This window comes from Limnohabitans sp. TEGF005 (assembly GCF_055394835.1).
In genome coordinates this window covers 534,506-551,988 of sequence record NZ_AP029226.1, presented here as the reverse complement: position 1 = coordinate 551,988, position 17,483 = coordinate 534,506, and the positions used below count along the sequence as shown (strand labels likewise).

15 protein-coding genes are annotated in these 17,483 nt (G+C 59.4%); all 15 read right to left on the bottom strand.

Going from position 1 to position 17,483, the window contains the following annotated elements; all coding sequences use genetic code 11:
* Nucleotides 1-187 precede the first annotated feature (187 nt).
* Nucleotides 188-2,710, bottom strand: coding sequence for an ABC transporter permease (locus tag ACZ5RG_RS02615; RefSeq protein WP_464447707.1), 2,523 nt, complete (start codon nucleotides 2,708-2,710; stop codon nucleotides 188-190).
* Between the two features lie 67 nt (nucleotides 2,711-2,777).
* A complete protein-coding gene (locus ACZ5RG_RS02610; RefSeq protein ID WP_464447706.1) occupies nucleotides 2,778-3,656 on the bottom strand; it encodes a formate dehydrogenase accessory sulfurtransferase FdhD in 879 nt (292 codons plus the stop codon).
* A gap of 83 nt (nucleotides 3,657-3,739) precedes the next feature.
* Entirely contained in the window at nucleotides 3,740-4,099 is a 360-nt protein-coding gene (locus ACZ5RG_RS02605; RefSeq protein WP_464447705.1) for a hypothetical protein, read from the bottom strand.
* Between the two features lie 14 nt (nucleotides 4,100-4,113).
* Nucleotides 4,114-5,310 (bottom strand): formate dehydrogenase subunit gamma, encoded by a 1,197-nt coding sequence (locus tag ACZ5RG_RS02600; RefSeq protein ID WP_298599954.1) that lies wholly within the window; start codon nucleotides 5,308-5,310, stop codon nucleotides 4,114-4,116.
* A gap of 17 nt (nucleotides 5,311-5,327) precedes the next feature.
* Nucleotides 5,328-5,552 (bottom strand): hypothetical protein, encoded by a 225-nt coding sequence (locus ACZ5RG_RS02595; RefSeq protein WP_298599952.1) that lies wholly within the window; start codon nucleotides 5,550-5,552, stop codon nucleotides 5,328-5,330.
* Between the two features lie 2 nt (nucleotides 5,553-5,554).
* Nucleotides 5,555-6,157: a formate dehydrogenase FDH3 subunit beta gene (gene fdh3B, locus ACZ5RG_RS02590; RefSeq protein WP_298599950.1), complete on the bottom strand. Its 603-nt coding sequence runs from the start codon at nucleotides 6,155-6,157 to the stop codon at nucleotides 5,555-5,557.
* 10 nt (nucleotides 6,158-6,167) lie between these two features.
* Nucleotides 6,168-9,128 carry a formate dehydrogenase subunit alpha gene (locus tag ACZ5RG_RS02585; protein WP_312259613.1) on the bottom strand — a complete coding sequence of 987 codons (2,961 nt, stop codon included), beginning with the start codon at nucleotides 9,126-9,128 and terminating at the stop codon, nucleotides 6,168-6,170.
* Between the two features lie 46 nt (nucleotides 9,129-9,174).
* A complete protein-coding gene (locus ACZ5RG_RS02580) occupies nucleotides 9,175-9,381 on the bottom strand; it encodes a formate dehydrogenase (protein ID WP_464447704.1) in 207 nt (68 codons plus the stop codon).
* Between the two features lie 214 nt (nucleotides 9,382-9,595).
* A complete protein-coding gene (locus ACZ5RG_RS02575; protein WP_464447703.1) occupies nucleotides 9,596-11,551 on the bottom strand; it encodes a TRAP transporter large permease in 1,956 nt (651 codons plus the stop codon).
* Nucleotides 11,548-12,174 (bottom strand): TRAP transporter small permease subunit, encoded by a 627-nt coding sequence (locus tag ACZ5RG_RS02570; protein ID WP_312261897.1) that lies wholly within the window; start codon nucleotides 12,172-12,174, stop codon nucleotides 11,548-11,550. Before ACZ5RG_RS02570 ends, ACZ5RG_RS02575 begins: the two co-directional genes overlap by 4 nt.
* A gap of 74 nt (nucleotides 12,175-12,248) precedes the next feature.
* Complete coding sequence (locus ACZ5RG_RS02565) at nucleotides 12,249-13,367, bottom strand: TRAP transporter substrate-binding protein (RefSeq protein WP_312261898.1); 1,119 nt, start codon at nucleotides 13,365-13,367, stop codon at nucleotides 12,249-12,251.
* Nucleotides 13,368-13,513: 146 nt separating this feature from the next.
* On the bottom strand, nucleotides 13,514-14,140 hold the full coding sequence (locus ACZ5RG_RS02560) for a TorD/DmsD family molecular chaperone (RefSeq protein ID WP_298597170.1): 627 nt from the start codon (nucleotides 14,138-14,140) through the stop codon (nucleotides 13,514-13,516).
* 10 nt (nucleotides 14,141-14,150) lie between these two features.
* The gene (locus ACZ5RG_RS02555) at nucleotides 14,151-16,301 is read right to left on the bottom strand and encodes a 4Fe-4S binding protein (RefSeq protein ID WP_464447702.1); all 2,151 of its coding nucleotides are present in this window, start codon (nucleotides 16,299-16,301) and stop codon (nucleotides 14,151-14,153) included.
* Nucleotides 16,228-16,920 (bottom strand): DUF3306 domain-containing protein, encoded by a 693-nt coding sequence (locus tag ACZ5RG_RS02550; protein WP_298597167.1) that lies wholly within the window; start codon nucleotides 16,918-16,920, stop codon nucleotides 16,228-16,230. Before ACZ5RG_RS02550 ends, ACZ5RG_RS02555 begins: the two co-directional genes overlap by 74 nt.
* Complete coding sequence (locus ACZ5RG_RS02545) at nucleotides 16,917-17,474, bottom strand: DUF3305 domain-containing protein (protein WP_312261902.1); 558 nt, start codon at nucleotides 17,472-17,474, stop codon at nucleotides 16,917-16,919. Before ACZ5RG_RS02545 ends, ACZ5RG_RS02550 begins: the two co-directional genes overlap by 4 nt.
* Nucleotides 17,475-17,483 lie beyond the last annotated feature (9 nt).

The following is a 17,483-nucleotide window of genomic DNA, read 5'->3' as shown; positions in this document are numbered from 1 at the left end:
AGAGGTCTGCCAAGTTGGAAGTACGTGCGAGCACTCTGAGTGCGAAGGGTGGCCACAGCCCGTTCGCAAATTCGGCCGCAGAGCAAGCCCCCACAAAGACCATCGATCACCAAAACAATTGGGATCTGACCCCAATAAATAGGGGGTGACAGTCAGTGTCATGCCCGCGCAAGCGGGTATCCAGACATTACTCTGCCGCTTGCCGCAGAGTTTGCATGACAGGTTGTCGCAGCACGCCCGACAAGCTCAGGCTGCCCGCTGTCCACGCCAGCAAAGCGCCCAAGGCACCGCCCGCCAAGGGTGCCCACAAGGGCGGTTGCCAAGCAAACTCGAAAGCAAAACGGGCCAGCGCCCACCCCACCACCAAGGCCATGCTGCTGGCCATGAAGCCAGCCAACCAGCCCAGGCCCAACAGCTCGGTGCGTTGCACTTGCGCCAACAAAGAGCGCCCTGCCCCGAGCGCCCGCATGATGGCGTATTCGCGCTCGCGTGCCTGGCGGCTGGCGCCCACGGCGGCCAAGAGCACCATCAGACCTGCGGCCAGCGTGAAGGCGAACAAATACTCCACCGCCCGGATCACCTGGTCCATGACGCGCTGCACCTGGGCCAAGGTGCTGCGCATGTCGACACTGGTGATGTTGGGAAACTGGTTGACCAGCGCGTTGTCAAAACCCGCCGCACTGGCTGGCGAACGGAAGGCGGCCATGTAGGTCATGGGCAGGTCGGGCATTTGCGAGACGGGGAACATCATGAAAAAGTTGGCGCGCATCGACGTCCAATCCACTTTCCGCAAGCTGGTGATGCGGGCCTCACGCGGCTGGCCAGCAATGTCAAAGCGCAACTGGTCGCCCAATTTCAGGCCCAGCGTGTCGGCAATGCCTTGCTCCACACTCACGCCGTCGGCTTCTTCGGGCACCCATTGGCCTGCCGTCAGGGGGTTGTGGGCGGGCAAGGTGGCCGAGTGAGACAGGTTGATCTCGCGGTCGATCAAGCGTTTGGCGCGGTCGGCTTCAAAGTCGTTGGGGCCAACCTCGCGGCCATTGATGGCCACCAAGCGACCCCGGATCATGGGAAACCAGTCAGGCGATTGCACCCCGGCTTTGTTCAAGCTGGCCAAAAAGTCGCTGGCTTGCTCGGGCTGCACGTTGATCACAAAACGGTCGGGCGCGTTGGCCGGCGTGGCTTGCCGCCAGCTGGCGATCAGGTCGGTGCGCAGTAACACCAGCAAAGCCAAAGCCAGCAAGCCCACCGACAAAGCACTCACCTGCACCACTGCGAACACCGGGCGCGCCGCCACCTGACGCGTGGCCAGGCGCAACCAGCGCGGCGCTTGTTCGCCCGGCACGGTGCGCCGCAGAAGCCACAAAGCGGCGGCAGCCAGACCGGCAAACACGAGCAAAGCGAACGCAAAACCACCCACGGTGATCAAGCCCAAAGTCAGGTTGCGGCTGACCATGAGCAAGGTCAAAGCGAAGCCCACCAAGCCCATGAACAAAACCAAACCCGAACGCACTTGCAAGCCCCCGAGGTCGCGGCGGATGACGCGCAAGGGCGGCACCTGCGCCAACTGCAACACAGGCGGCAAACCAAAGGCGACCAGCAAAGTCAGGCCCATGGCCATGCCCATCAAGGCCGGTTGCGCTGTGGCGGCGGGCAGTTGGGCATCGACCAAGCCCGCCAACAAGACCACAAACCCCAGGTGCACGGCGTAGCCCGCCAGCACGCCTACGGCACTGGCCAGCAAGCCTGCGCCCAAAAACTCCAAGCCGTAACTCAATGTGAGTGTGCGCTGGCTTTGCCCTAAAACCCTGAGCAAGGCACAGGCATCGAGCTGCCTTTCGGCAAAGCTGCGGGCCGCCAAGGCCACGGCCACGGCACACAGCAAGGCGGCCAGCAGGGCCACCAAATTCAAAAACTGCGAAGCGCGGTCCAGCGTCTGGCGCATTTCGGGGCGGCCACTGTCGAGCGATTCGATCTGCACGCCGCGCACATGCGCGCGTTCGACCTCGGGCTTGGCCCATTGCACAAAGCGCTCGGCGGCGGCCGCATCGCCCGCCACCGCCATGCGCCACGTCACGCGGCTGGCCGGTTGCACCAATCCGGTCGAGGCCAGATCGGCCGCGTTCATCATGACGCGGGGGGCAAAAGTCATGAAGCCTGCGCCCCGGTCGGGTTCGCGTTCAATGACGGCAGAAATGCGAAAACGGCGGTCACCCAGTGCCAGCCATTGCCCTGTTTGCAGTTGCAGGTTGTCGAGCAAGGCCGGATCGACCCAGACCTCTCCTGCAGGGGGAATGGCTGAGGGCTTGGCCGCTGGCTTGGCCAGTAGCAGCTGGCCGCGCAAGGGGTAGCCCGGCTCTACGGCTTTGAGGGCCACCAAACGGCTGGCCCCGCCTTGTTCGGCCATGGCACGGGCCATGGTTGGAAAGCTAACATTGGTGTTGGTTTGCAAACCCAAGCTATGGGCTTGTTGCACAAAGGCCGCCGGGGTGTTTTGGTCGCTGACGACCACCGCGTCACCGCCCAGCAGTTGCCGCGCATCGCGCCACAAACCTGACTGCATGCGGTCGGCCAAAAAACCCACCGCCGTGAGTGCGGCCACCGCCAATGACACCGACAGCATGAGCAGCCGCAACTCGCCCGCACGCAAATCACGCCACAAATTGCGCCCACCCAGCCGCAGGCCGTGCATCCATCCTTGTTGTTTCATGTCATCACCTTACCGCACAAGCTATTCACGGCGGCGGCCAAGGCATTTTTTAAGACCGCGCAGGGGGTCAGGCCAATTCAGCTTGCCAGACCAGACGCTCAGGGCCGCTGAAACACAAGAAGCGCTTGTTGGTGGCGCGACCGATGGCACACAAGCCCAGGCGCTTGGCAACGTCGAGGCCCATTTGAGTGATGCCGCTGCGCGAAACGACCACGGGCACCCCCATCTGGGCGGACTTGATGACCATCTCGCTGGTCAATCGGCCTGTCGTGTAAAAGACCTTGTCTTGCCCATCGATGTCGTTCATCCACATCCAGCCGGCGATGGTGTCGACCGCGTTGTGACGCCCCACGTCTTCGACGAACATGAGCATTTGATCGCCCTGAAACAACGCACAGCCGTGTACCGAGCCGGACGATTTGTAGGTGGTTTCCTGCACGCGGATGGCATTGACCAAGCCATAGAGTTGGCCTTGTGTGATCTTTGCGGCGGGCAATTCGATCTCATCAATGTGGGCCATCAAATCGCCGAACACACTGCCCTGGCCGCAGCCGGTGGTCACCACACGGTCGGCGCTGCGCTCAATCACCACTTGGGCGTTCTCACGGGTTTTGACAGCGGCAACGCCAGGCTCACCCATTTCGCCCTCACCAATCGTCCAGTCCACCGTGATGGATTCGATCTGGTCGACCGAATCGATCAAACGCTGGTTGCGCAAAAAGCCGAGGACCAGCCATTCGGGCTCTGCACCCAAGGTCATCAAGGTCACCAGCTCTTTTTTGTCCAAATAAATGGTGAGCGCCCGCTCGGCGGGGATTTGCGTCTCGGATGTTTCGCCGAACTCATTGCACACGGACACGGTGCGCGTAAGGGGCGCACGCGCTCGGGTGATGTGGGGCTTGGGCAGGACCGGTGTGGCCACAGAGGCGTTTAGAACAGCAGACATGGCTTGAGCCTAACGTAAAAATCCCCCGCCGTTGCCGACGGGGGATTTTCAGGACGTACGAAAAAAATCAGCCTTGAAAGCGATCAGCTTTTCTTGGCAGGTGCAGCGGCGGGCTTGGCTACAGCAGGGGCTGCGGCCGGCGCAGGCGCAGGGGCCGCAGCAGGTGCCGCAGCCACGGGCGGCGCTGGTTTGTAAGCACCTGGGTCCACGCAGGCAGGCGTTGCGGTGGGTGATGCTTTGCCCTTGCCTTGCGTTTTGAGGTAGTGTGCAGCCGCTTTTTCGCGTGACTTGCACAGTTGGTAGTCGGCTACTTTGTTGCCGTGCGCCGTTTTGGCGGCGGCTTCGGCCGCTTTGGCTTTGGCTTCTTCGCTGGGCGCAGGCAGTTTAGCCACAGCCCCGAAGCTGATGGCCAATGCAGAGATGACAAGCAGGTGTTTTTTCATGGTGTTCTCCTGGCTCAAACCGAAGCCGTAGATGCAGCAGATGCGGTGGCAACGGGTGCCGATGGCGCTGGCACAGAGCGCTGAGCCGGAATCTTGCCGGCCTTGACGTCGTCGTACCAAAGTTCGTGGTGCTCTTTAGCCCAAGTCTCGTCGACGTAGCCTTCGCGCATGGCTTTGTAGGCGCCGCGCATGCCGATGGTGCCCATGTAGATGTGGCCGATGAACATGGCCATCATGAACAAAGTGGCGACACCGTGAACCATGTTGGCGATCTGCATGGTGCTTCGCTCATAAATGAGGCCGGGGATCAACTTGTCCAGCACCAAGCCCGACGCCACCACGATGGCCCCAAGGAACAGCACGCCGCCCCAAAACACCACCTTCTCACCGGCATTGAAGCGGTGCGAAGGCACTTCGGTGTTCGAGAACAAGCCGCCCCCCTTGAGCAACCAGACCAGGTCGTCTTTGCTGGGCAAGTTGTCTTTGAGAAAGGTCACAAACACCACAACCAGAGACACCGCAAACAAGGGGCCTGCAAAGTTGTGCAGGTTTTTCAAGGCATAGGTCAGCCAGCCAAACAAAGTGCCGCCGATGATGGGCAGCAAGAAGAATTTGCCATAAGCCATGACCACGCCAGAGATGGCCAAAGTCACAAATGCAATGGCGTTGGCCCAGTGCGCCGAGCGTTCGAACGGGGTGAAGCGTTCGATCTTGCGGCCGGTCTCTTGGCCATGCAGCTCGATCGTGCCTTTGCCCCAATAAAACAACGCCATCGCCCCAACAGCGATCAGCAACAGTGCCGCGCCATAAGGAATGATGATGTTGTTGCGCACCTGGCGCCAAGACTCACCCGCCGAAGCCAAGCGAGAACCGGGGTATTGCACAAAGGGCTGGATCAGGTTGCCGGCTTCTGGCGCCTCGCTTTTTGGCAAGCTGCTGTAACCCGTCACGCCCTGCCCCACGGCGCGCCACATGGGCGCGTTGTTGCCGGGCTGAACCTGCCCACGCTCGGCGTTGGTCTGGTCCTTGTACTTCGGATCGGCGTCGGCGCCCGGGGCCAATTGAAAGACATTGGCGCTTTTCACACCAAGGCTGGTTTCAGCCTGAGCAGCGGGTGCAGACGTGGTTGCAGACCCCGCCGGAGCAGCCGTTTGGGCAGAGACCCCTAACGCTGCCAAGGCCAGCCCAACAGTCAATAACATGCGACGCATGAACTTCTCCTTGGCGCTCACTTGGGTGCGCGGACGTGGTCGTTCATGCCGTAAGTGGCACGGGCCTTGAGGTGGTTTGCCCACCCGTCTTTGTCACCGGCTTTCCAGCCAGATTCGGTGAAAGAGGCGACACCAGTGCCTTGGTAGGGCGGCAGGTCGGTTCTCACGCCTTTGACTTCTTGCGGTTTTTCGCCACAAGCGGCCAGCAAGGCAGCGGCGCAGACGATGAAAGCTGCTTTCATGTTCAGGCTCCTTGTTTGGCTTGGTTACCGTATGCGGTGCCCCAGCCCCAGACTTCGGCACCCTTGCCTCGGCTGATCACGCGGCCGCGCAGGATGTCGGTGATGACATCGCCGTCACCGGCGAGCAGCGCTTTGGTCGAGCACATTTCGGCACAGGCCGGCAGCTTGCCTTCGGCCAAGCGGTTGCGGCCGTATTTCTCGAACTCGGACTGGCTGCCATGCTCTTCAGGGCCACCGGCGCAGAAGGTGCACTTGTCCATCTTGCCGCGCACACCAAAAGTGCCTTGGCTTGGGAACTGGGGGGCACCAAACGGGCAGGCATACGAGCAGTAGCCACAGCCAATGCAGATGTCCTTGTCGTGCAGAACCACGCCTTCGTCGGTTTTGTAGAAGCAGTTGACCGGGCAGACCGCCATGCAAGGTGCGTCAGAGCAGTGCATGCAGGCGACCGAGATCGACTTTTCACCGGGAACGCCGTCGTTCAGGGTGACCACGCGACGGCGGTTCACACCCCACGGGACTTCGTGTTCGTTTTTACAAGCGGTGACGCAGCCGTTGCATTCGATGCAGCGCTCTGCATCGCAGATGAATTTCATTCGTGCCATCGTGTTCTCCTCAAGCCTTCTCGATGTTGCAGATGGTGGTCTTGGTCTCTTGCATCATGGTGACGCTGTCATAACCATAGGTGGTGGCGGTGTTGACCGCTTCGCCGCGCACGATGGGCGCTGCCCCTTTGGGGTAGTGCGCCAACATGTCGGCACCTTGCCAACGACCGGAGAAGTGGAAAGGCATCCACACCGTGCCGGTGTCCACGCGTTCGGTGACTAAAGCCTGCACGTTCAGACGTGCGCCGGTAGCACCCAGCAGCCAGACGCGGTCGCCATTGCGAATGCCACGGTCAGCGGCTGTCTTGGGGTTGATCTCGACAAAAGCTTCTTGTTGCAACTCGGCCAGCCAAGGGTTGGAGCGGGTTTCTTCGCCGCCGCCTTCGTACTCAACCAAGCGACCAGAAGTCAGGATGAGCGGGTACTTTTCGTGCGCCTTGTCGGCGATGTTTTTGTCCTGCACGGTTTTGTACAGGGTAGGCAGACGCCAGAAAGCTTTTTTGTCCTCGTGCGTCGGGTACTTGGCCATCATGTCTGGACGGGTGCCGTACAAAGGCTCACGGTGCTGCGGAATTGGATCGGGGAAGTTCCAGACCACAGCACGCGCTTTGGCGTTGCCGAATGGATGGCAGCCGTGTTCTTTCATGAACACGCGCATCATGCCGCCCGATGAATCGGTCTTCCAGTTCTTGCCTTCAGCCGCTGTTTTTTCGGCTTCGGTCAATTCGTCCCACCAGCCCAGCTTTTTCAGCAGGATGTGGTCCAGCTCAGGGTAGCCGGTGGTGATGTCAGCGCCCATGGAATGCGAGCCGTCTTCGGCCAGCAGGCTCTTGCCTTCACGCTCCACGCCGAAGTTGGCGCGGAAGTTTCCGCCGCCATCCATGACGTGTTTGGAGGTGTCGTACAAATTGGGGGAGCCAGGGTGCTTGAGCTCGGGCGTGCCGTAGCAAGGCCAAGGCAGGCCGAAGTAATCACCCGTGAAGTCGTAGCCGGTTTCCTTGTCTTTGCCGCCTTTGGCCTTCAAGGTTTTCACGTCGAACACATTCATGTTCTTCATGTGGGCCTTCAGGCGTTCAGGGCTCTGACCGGTGTAGCCGATGGTCCAGACGCACTTGTTGATTTCGCGCAAGATGTCTTCGGGCATGGGCTCGTCCATGCCCTTGACCTTTTGCATCTTGTAGTTCTTGGACAGCTCTTTGCCAAAGCCCAGTTTGTCGGCGAACTGCTGCATGATCATGTGATCACTGCGGCTTTCCCACAAAGGATCAATGACCTTCTCGCGCCACTGCAAAGAGCGGTTGGACGCAGTGCACGAACCACTGGTTTCAAACTGTGTGGCTGCTGGCAGCAGGTACACGGCGCGGTTGGGGTTCAGGTCTTCGGCCTTGCCCGGCATCGCGGCCATGGCGGCTGTGGCCGATGGATAAGGATCAACCACCACCAACAAGTCAAGCTTGTCCATGGCCCGCTTCATGTCCAGACCTCGGGTCTGCGAGTTGGGGGCATGGCCCCAATAGAAGACGCCGCGCAGGTTGCTGTCTTGGTCGATCAGCTCGTTGTTCTCGAGCACACCGTCGATCCAGCGGGACACAGTGATGCCGTTTTTGCCCATCATGGCGGGGCTGGCGAACTGCTTTTTGATCCACTCAAAATCAACGCCCCAAGCCTTGGCGAAATGCTTCCACGAGCCTTCGGCCAAGCCGTAGTAACCGGGCAGTGAGTCAGGGTTGGGGCCGACATCGGTTGCGCCTTGCACGTTGTCGTGGCCACGGAAAATGTTGGTGCCGCCGCCGGACTTGCCGACGTTGCCCAAAGCCAGCTGCAAGATGCATGAAGCACGCACGATGGCATTGCCAATGGTGTGTTGGGTCTGGCCCATGCACCAAACGATGGTGCCGGGATTGTTCTCGTGCAGCATCTTGGCGATCTTGAAGACTTGGTCTTCTTTGACGCCACAGGCCTCTTCCACCTTATCGGGTGTCCATTTGGCCAGCACCTCGGCTTTGATCGCGTCCATGCCGAAAACACGGTCGTTGATGTATTTTTTGTCTTCCCAGCCGTTCTTGAAGATGTGAAACAACACACCAAAGAGGAAAGGGATGTCGGTGCCAGAGCGGATGCGCACATACTCATCGGCCTTGGCTGCCGTGCGGGTGAAACGTGGGTCGACCACGATCATCTTGCAGCCGTTTTCTTTGGCGTGCAGCATGTGCAACATGGACACAGGGTGCGCTTCGGCCGCATTGGAGCCAATGTACAAAGCGACCTTGCTGTTTTGCATGTCGTTGTACGAGTTGGTCATGGCGCCATAACCCCAAGTGTTGGCAACACCGGCCACTGTGGTGGAGTGGCAAATGCGGGCCTGGTGGTCGCAGTTGTTGGTGCCCCAGAAGCTGACAAACTTGCGCAGCAAATAGGCCTGCTCGTTGTTGTGCTTGGAAGAACCAATGAAGTACACGCTGTCTGGGCCGCTGGCTTTGCGCAGCTCCAACATCTTGGCGCTGATTTCGGTCAGGGCTGTGTCCCAGCTGATGCGCTCGTACTTGCCGTTGACCAGCTTCATGGGGTAGCGCAGGCGGTATTCGCCATGGCCGTGCTCGCGCAGGGCTGCACCTTTGGCGCAGTGGGCACCGAGGTTGATTGGCGAGTCAAAGACCGCCTCTTGGCGGACCCAGACACCGTTTTCGACAACCGCATCGACCGCGCAACCCACCGAGCAGTGTGTGCAGATGGTGCGTTTGACTTCAACCTTGCCAGCCCCGAGGATGGCTGCGCCAGTCGCGGCCTGGGCTTTTTGCACGAGGCTCAGCTGAGATGCGGCCAGGCCCACGCCAACACCCAAACCAGAACGGCGCAAAAAGCTGCGGCGATCCAATGTGGGCAAAGCTTGCGACAAACCACGGCGCAAGCTGTGGATGAATGGGGAAGATGCGACACCGGCCGTGCCGGTTTGTTTTTTGGTCAGCAACATGGAGGGCTCCAGTTGGAAATGAACAGGAAGGAAAGCGAAGGAAGAATCAGACGCGGGTGGTCTTGTAGTACTGCTGAACGTGTTCGCTCAGCGTGTAACCACCACCGCGTGTGGGTTTTGGCAAGGCCGCAGCCACGGGGGCTGCCTGCTTGACAACACCCGGCAAAACAGCGGAGACAGCGGCCACAGCGCCTACGGTGACAGCACCCGAAAACAGGCTGCGACGCGAAAGAGGAGAAGTTTTGGAAGACATCGAAGAATCCTCGGATTTATTGAACCAATTGCCTATGGACATATGCAATTTTTTTCATGGGTGATTTTAACGAATTCCAAGCCCGACTCGAAGGTAATAACCCTTGGTTCAGCTTGACCTTCGTCAAGCAATTGAGCCACAAAGAATTCAATGCTTCAAAAAAAATCAACGCACACAGAAACAAGGCTCTGTGTGCGTTGACTCTCGATGCCTTTTACTTGTACAGAACTTCAGGCAACCACATGCCAATGGCCGGAAAGATGTACAGCAACACAATCGCAAACACCTGGATTGCCATGAAGGGCAGCATGCCTGCAAAGATCTGATTCAAGGTGACGTGTGGTGGGCTGACACCTTTGAGGTAGAACGCGGCCATGGCCACCGGTGGGCTGAGGAATGCGGTCTGCAGGTTCAAGGCGACCAACAAGCCAAAGAACAGCGGATCGATGCCAAAGTGCGGCAACAAGGGGATGAAGATCGGCATGAAAATCACGATGATCTCGGTCCACTCGAGCGGCCAGCCCAGCAAAAAGATAACCACTTGCGCCAGGATCATGAACTGCACCGGCGTCAGGTCCATGCCCAGCACCCAGGTATTGATGATCTCTTGCCCACCCAGCAACGCGAACGCCGCAGAGAAGATGCTGGAGCCCACGAACAACCAGCACACCATGGCACTGGTTTTAGCCGTCAGGTAGACGGACTCGCGCAGCACCACATAGTTCAAGCGTCGATAAGCCGCCGCCAACAGCAAGCCGCCCAAAGAGCCCATGGCTGCCGCTTCGGTCGGTGTGGCCAAGCCAAACACAATGGTGCCCAGCACGGCCAGGATCATCAAGGCCAATGGGAAGAACGAGCCGAGCAGCATCTTGAAGATTTCAAGTCGCGCAAAACTGAAGTAGGCATAAAAGAGGGCCAACGCCACGGCGCAACTGGCCAAACCAATCCAGAAGGCCGTTGGCGCGGGCTGTCGCTCGGCGACGGCCTCAGGGCTTTCGGCAGCGGCACTGACCGCAGCCGGTGCCTCTGCTTTGGCAGGCTCAGTGGCGGGTGCAGCAGCTGGTGCCGCATTGGCCACCTCACTCGAACCGGGAGGCGTTTGCAAACCATCGGCTTCGGGCTCAGACAAACCACTGACGCTGCCTGCTTCTTCGATCTCGGCAGAATCGGCCAGTTCGCCGCCCATCGCCACAACGCCTTCCACCACCTCGGGAGGCAATGGTGCCGTGACCTTCAAATAAATGGCCCCCATCAGCAATGCCACGGCCAATGCAGGCAACAAGGCAATGCCCAAATGGTTGAGCAACTCACGCATGGGCACAGCCGCATTGCGCTTGCCTTTGAGAGCACCGATCAAGCCGGGCAACACGGTGTTGCTGATGTCTTTGGACACCACTTGCGCAAAAGCTGGCAAGGGCACGATGCGGTCTTCGGCCGACATGGGGGGGGCCATGTGGGGTTTGATTTTGGCGATGACGACCACGTAAATCACGTACAAAGTGGCCAGCATCAAGCCAGGGAAAAAGGCTCCGGCATACAACTTGACCACCGACACACCGGCGGTGGCACCGTACACGATCAGCATGACCGAAGGCGGAATCAAAATGCCCAAACAGCCGCCTGCGGTGATCGCACCGGCCGACAACTGCACGCTGTAACCCGCACGCAGCATGGCAGGCAAGGCCAACAAGCCCATGAGCGTGACCACCGCACCCACAATACCTGTGGCGGTCGCAAAAATGGCGCAGGTCACGATGGTGGCCACCGCCAATGAGCCGGGCACACGGGCCATGGCCAGGTGCATGCTCTTGAACAGTTTTTCAATCAGGTTGGCACGTTCAATGAGGTAGCCCATGAACACAAACAACGGAATGGAGATCAGCACGTCGTTCGACATGACCGAATACGCGCGCTGAACCATCAAGTCCAGCGTTTGCTGAATCGCCAAATCGGGGTTTTGGCTTTTGTAGGCGATCCACGCGAAGATCATGCCCATGCCCATGAGGGTGAACGCGGTCGGGAAACCCAACATGATCGCCACCACCACCAGCGCCAGCATCAACAAGCCCAAATGACCATTGGTCATCTCGGAAGGCGATGGCAACAAGATAAAGGCCGACAACACGACCAAGGCCATGATCGTCAGGCCAAACCAGACTTCTTTTTTCATTTGTGAGTTCCCTTACCAGCCGTCACCAGCACATCGAGCTTGGCGATGTCTTCGTCCTTGACGTTGACCATTTCCTTGAGTTTTTCGACATCGACCTCGTCCACGTCATCGCCGCGCTTGGGCCATTCGCCTTGCTGAATGCACACAATGCAACGCACGATTTCGACCAAGCCTTGGGCAAACAAAAATGCGCCTGCGATCGGCAAGATGGTCTTGAAGGGGTACACCGGCGGCCCGTTGGCCGTGATGTTGGAATGTTCATTGATGGCCCATGATTCGGCCGCAAAACCGTACCCCGCCCAAGCCAGCGCGAACACACCCGGAATAAAAAACAAGATGTAGAGCGCCAAGTCCAGCCAGGCTTGCAGGCGCGGCGGAAAAAAGCCGTAAAGCACATCGCCGCGCACATGGCCGTTTTTGGACAGCGTGTATGCACCAGCCATCATGAACAACGAGCCATACATCATGCTCATCACGTCAAACGCCCACGGGTGGGGGTCGTCAAGGGCATACCGCGAGAAGACCTCCCAGGAGATCATGAGCGTCAACGCCACGATGAGCCAAGAAAATACTTGGCCTATCCAGGTGCTGATTTTGTCGATCGACAACAAGAGTTTTTGCATATTAAGGGTCACATAAATGAATCAGCCATCCGTTTTAGAGCGGATGGCTGATGGGGGGGGCTCAACTCAAACGATCAGGCCTTTTTGGCACCAAAGAAATGGTTCACAGCCATGCGACGGCTGACGTTGGTGTCTTGGTCCCACTTCACAGCACGGGCTGCGAAAGCCTTTTGCGAAGCCACGATTTCCTTGAACAAGGGGTTTTCAGCTGATTTTTTCTCGACAATTTCGGTCCAGATTTTCAGCTGTTCTTGCAAGATGGCATCGGGTGTCTTGTAGAACTTGACTTTGTCCTTGGCCTGCAACTCGATGTAGTCTTTGGAATAGCGGTCAATGGCTTTCCAGGACATGTCGGCCGATGCGGCTTCTGTGGCACCCGAAATAACGGCCTTCAGCTTGGCTGGCAGCGCGTCGTACTTGGTCTTGTTGAACATGATCTCAAAGGTCTCGGCGCTCTGGTGGTAGCTTTGCAGCATGCAAACCTTGGAGACGTCAGGGAAGCCCAAAATGCGGTCAGAGGTGGCGTTGTTGAACTCAGCCCCATCGAGCAAACCACGGTCCATCGCAGGCACGATTTCGCCGCCTGGCAAAGCGTTCACGGCAGCACCCATGGCGGTGAAAAGGTCAATGGCCAGGCCGTTGGTGCGGAACTTCAAACCCTTGAAGTCCGACGACTTGGTGATCGGCTTCTTGAACCAGCCCAGCGGCTGAGTGGCCATAGGCCCGTACAGGAAGGACTGCACATTGCCACCAATGGAGGCGTACAGCTTGGCCAGCAGCTCGGCACCACCGCCGTACTTGTGCCAAGCCAAAATCATGTTGGCGTCCATGCCAAAAGCCGGGCCTGAGTTCCACAGGGCCAGGGCGTTTTGCTTGCCGTAGTGGTAGCCCAACACACCATGACCACCGTCCAGGGTGCCCTTGGAGACGGCTTCGAGCAAACCAAACGCAGGCACCACGGCACCAGCAGGCAGCACTTCGATCTTCAGATCGCCACCGGTCATGTCGTTGACTTTTTTGGCGTAGTCCAGGGCGTACTCGTGGAAGATGTCCTTGGCAGGCCATGTGCTTTGCCAGCGCATCGAGATCGGGCCCGTTTGGGCCGTGGCGATCATGGGTGCAGAGATGGCACCTGCGGCAATGGCTGCACCTTTGAGAAGGTTGCGACGACGTGGGGTTGTGTTGTCTGTCAAGGGAAGTCTCCAATCGTTGTTGAACTTACAAGCGTATAAAAGAACCGCTTGGTCATTCATTATGCGATTGCCACTTCCGATGGCTTTAAGTGAAAACCCGCGCCTGCCTCGTCATTTTTTTCAAGTCAAAACACAAATTTTTTCAATCACGCGACCAAGTCGAATCCTTGTGACTCCACGCTGATGAAGGCTTCGGTGAAAGCGGCCAGCCGCGCATAAAAAACCGCCCGAGGCTGGGATTGCAGGGTCTGGCACATCGCGGGCAACCAAGATTGGACATGCTGGGTAAAAAACGCCTGCTGGCGGGTCAGGTTGGACACGGCTACGTCATCGCCCGCGATCAGGAAGCGCATGACCTCAAACACATAAGCCACATGGTCTTCGGTTTCAAACATGTCTTCGCTGCGGGCCAAACCCAGATCGGCCAAGTCATCGCGCAAACGCACCAGTGGTTTTTCATTCAGAAAACCGCTCAGGTAATGCGACCCAAACAGGTACACCTCGGGCTTGCCCACGCCGCCAAAGAGGCTGGTAAATTCTGCGGCAATCTGAGATTGGCTCAGACTGCGGGCACTGGACACCAGCTCGCGCCAAGGCTCCTCCAAAAAGCCGCCGGCATCGGGTGCTTCGGTCACGGCCACTTGCAACTGGCCCAGCAGCTCGGCGCTGGGCGCTTGGTAATACAGCTGCGACAGCAGGCCATAGACTTCGGCGCGGGCGGTCTCTTCGTCGAGTGCGTGGCTGCTGGTGGACAGGTTCAGGTCTTGGCTCATGTCAAAAAACTCATTGGGGTTTGGAAGGCGACTGGGTGCCGCTGATGTGTACCTGGTTGGTGTCGGTGAACATGTCCACGACGCGGCAGTCACCACACATTTTGAGGCGCTCGAGGGCCGCGCCCTGGAACATGCTGTGCCCGGCCAGTCGGCCCAGCATGGTCTCGATGCCCTTGAGCGTGCCAAAGGGTTTGCTGCAACGAATGCAGGCATAGGGCGGGCTGCCGTGCAGCACACGCGGCTGCTGGCGCTCGGGCACCAGAGACAGCCGAGACTGCAGCGTGATCGCGTCTTCAGGACAGGTCTTGGCACACAAACCGCATTGCACACAGTTCTTCTCGACAAACCGGATCTCGGGCTGTAGCGGGTTGTCTTGCAGGGCTGACGATGGGCAAGCGCCTACGCAGCTCATGCACAGCGTGCATTTGCTGCCGTCGACCGCGATGGTGCCCAGTGGCGACCCCGCGGCGGGCAAGTCGAGTGCTTTGGGGCGGGTGGTTTCGTCCAGCGCCATCACGGGGGACTGGGCCATCAAATGGTCGATGACCAGCTCCAGGTTGCTGCGCTTTTCGGCTTGCACCGCATGGCGGGCGGCGATGGCAGGGCCTGTGGGCATAGCAGAAGCCTTGAGGCTGCGGGCACACAGTCGCTGCAAATCCCCGTCCAAAGAAGATGCGGTTTTTGCCTCGATCAACTGGAAATGCACGCCGGTGTAGCCCAGGCCGTTCAGCAGGCTTTGGGCCACGGCCATTTGTTCCATCAGCGCCGCGCGGTACTGCGGCGCTTCTTCGTGCGTGAGCAAGACCATGACTTGCCGTGCGCCATAGGCCACAGCCGACAGCCAAAGCTCCATGCCCACGCTGGCCGTGTGCCACAAGGCCACAGGCATCACGCGGGCGGGCACGCCTTGCATGACGCCCAGCTGCGCACCCCGGCCCAGCTCGTCGATCAATGCCTGGCCACGGTCCTGGCTGTGCAAGAGCAAAGCGGCATCGCGCCCGCCTGCGGCCTGGTAGGTGCCCAGCAGGCTTCGGATCTTGGCGCCCTGCTCTGCCGGGCGCGGGTAAGCATAGGTGAGTGCGCCTGTGGGGCAAGCCGTGGTGCAGGCACCGCAGCCCACGCACAGGTTGGGGTTGACCACGATTTGCTGGCGGCTTTTGTCAGAGCGCACGGCTTCGGCCGAGCAGATGTCGATGCACGCATTGCAGCCGACTTGCTCGTTGCGGCTGTGAGCGCAGAGCTTTTGTTTGTACGCAAAGAAGCGGGGTTTTTCAAACTCGCCAACCAGTTCACGCACTTTCAGCAAAGTTTTCAAGTCTTGGCCATCCCAGCGGAAATAGCCTTGGGGCAAAGCGTGCGCGCTGAAAGTAGGCGAGGCTTGGTCACCCCGCAAGTCCAGCACCACATCGAAGCGCTCGGTTTGGGGACGGGCATCGCGGGTGAAATCGATGGCGCCTGCGGCCTCGCACACCTTGACGCAGTCGCGGTGCGAGCTGCAGCGCGACAAGTCAATCTGGTAGTCAAGGCCAATGGCCTGTTCTGGGCAAGCGGCGACGCAAGCGTTGCAGCGGGTGCACAGGTCCAGGTCAATCGGGTTGCTGGCGTCCCACGACACGTCAAACGCGCCCAGCCAGCCCTTCAGGCTTTGCAAACGCCCGGCCAACACCGGAAAGCGCCGCTCCTGGCTGCCGCCGGCCTTGCCTGGGCCCTGGGTGAATACGGTGACTTGCATTGCATCCGACAAGAAGCCAGCCGCGTGCTCAGCGGCATCCATGGCACCGATGATGAGCACGCGCCCTTCGCTTTTGTAAGTGACAGTAGGTACCGGCTCGGGCTCGGGCAGACGGGCTGCGGCCAGCAAGGCGGCCATTTTGGGCATAGCGTGTTCGGCTTCGCGGCCCCAACCACCGGTTTCGCGGATGTTGATAAAGCGAATGGGGGAGATCGCGCCCTCGGTCTGCTCGGCCAGTTCACTGAAAAGGCGTTTTTCCTGGGTGCAGGCCACCACCACGGCCTCACCGGTTTTCACGGCTTTCTGGAATTGTCCAGCCTCACGGCGGCACAAGGTCGTGTGCAGCGTCAGGTCTTCACCCAGTGCTTTGCCCAGGGCTTGGGCTTGCAGGGGCATGGTTTGGTTGCAGTTGCAAATCAGGGTGGTCATGTTCTATCGGTTCGGATGCCTGCAGCGCCGGAGTGGGCTGCAGTGCCTGGGTCATTGGGGATGGCGGCGACTGTGCCACAAGTGGCGAGCCTTCCGGCGCGTCAGGACTTTGATCAGGGTTTTCCTGTACGTCGGTCGCAGCAGTCTGAGGCGCGTCAACCTGGGTCTTTTTAGGGAACAGATTCAACAACTCGGCGCCGACCATTTTTTCGAGCATGCCCGCAGGCAAAGGGTCTGGCGTGTTGTAGTCGCCGATGTAGATGTCGAGTCCATCCATCACATTGAAGTGCGGATCGGTGAAAAGTTTTTTCATGGCCGCGTTGCGCACCTCACCAGGCACGCCTTGGCGCATGAACGTCTGAAAGTCAGAGGATGGCGTCAGGCCTTGCACGTCTTCCATGGTGGGCACTGGCGCTTGCGGCCCATCGGCAGGTGCAGTGGATGCGACCGAGGCCGATCTCGCTGCGGTGCTTGGCTGTGGCTGTTCTTTAGCCCGAACCTGGGGCAAAACAGCTGCCGGAACAGTCTGAAGCGGGGTGGCGGGCTCGGTCTTTGGCGTCTCGTTTGTATCAAGGCCCTGCTTGCGACGCGACCAACGACTTAAAAAGTTATCGCTCATGGGACCGGCCTTGCGCCTTTGCGTTTGCTGTCGGTACTGACCGAGACAGGTTGGCCAAAACGGTCGGTCAGGCGCTGAAAACTCTGCGGGCGTTGGCGCTTTTTTTCTTCGGGTACAAAGTGCTGCTCGGCGAAGGCACGCATCCACTCAACCACGTCGGGAGAGGCCACTGCGGTTTCTACGGTTTCCTGTGCGTCCAGCCAACGGCCTGCGTCGTGGTAACTCAGGCTCACGGCTTGTGGCACGGCCAGCGGCTCGCTGCCGTCTTCGGCGTCGATGACTCGCCACATCACGAAATAGCAGGGCGTGGGCGAGGTGGCATTGAGCCAATAGCCTTCGGCATCGTCGGTGAAAAGCGTCACCGACCAGCCAGGATGAAGCCAAAGCGACTCGGTCTCAGCTTGGCGCAGCTTGCGGGGGTCTGCGCCAAAGCCGGCTTCGTTGGGCACCACATCGGCCAGCACCCAGCGCCAAGCTTGCCAACGCGCCATGGGCCCTTGCACCGCCTCTCGGCGCATCAAAACAGCCACGTCAATTTGCGGACGAGAAGACATGAACAACTA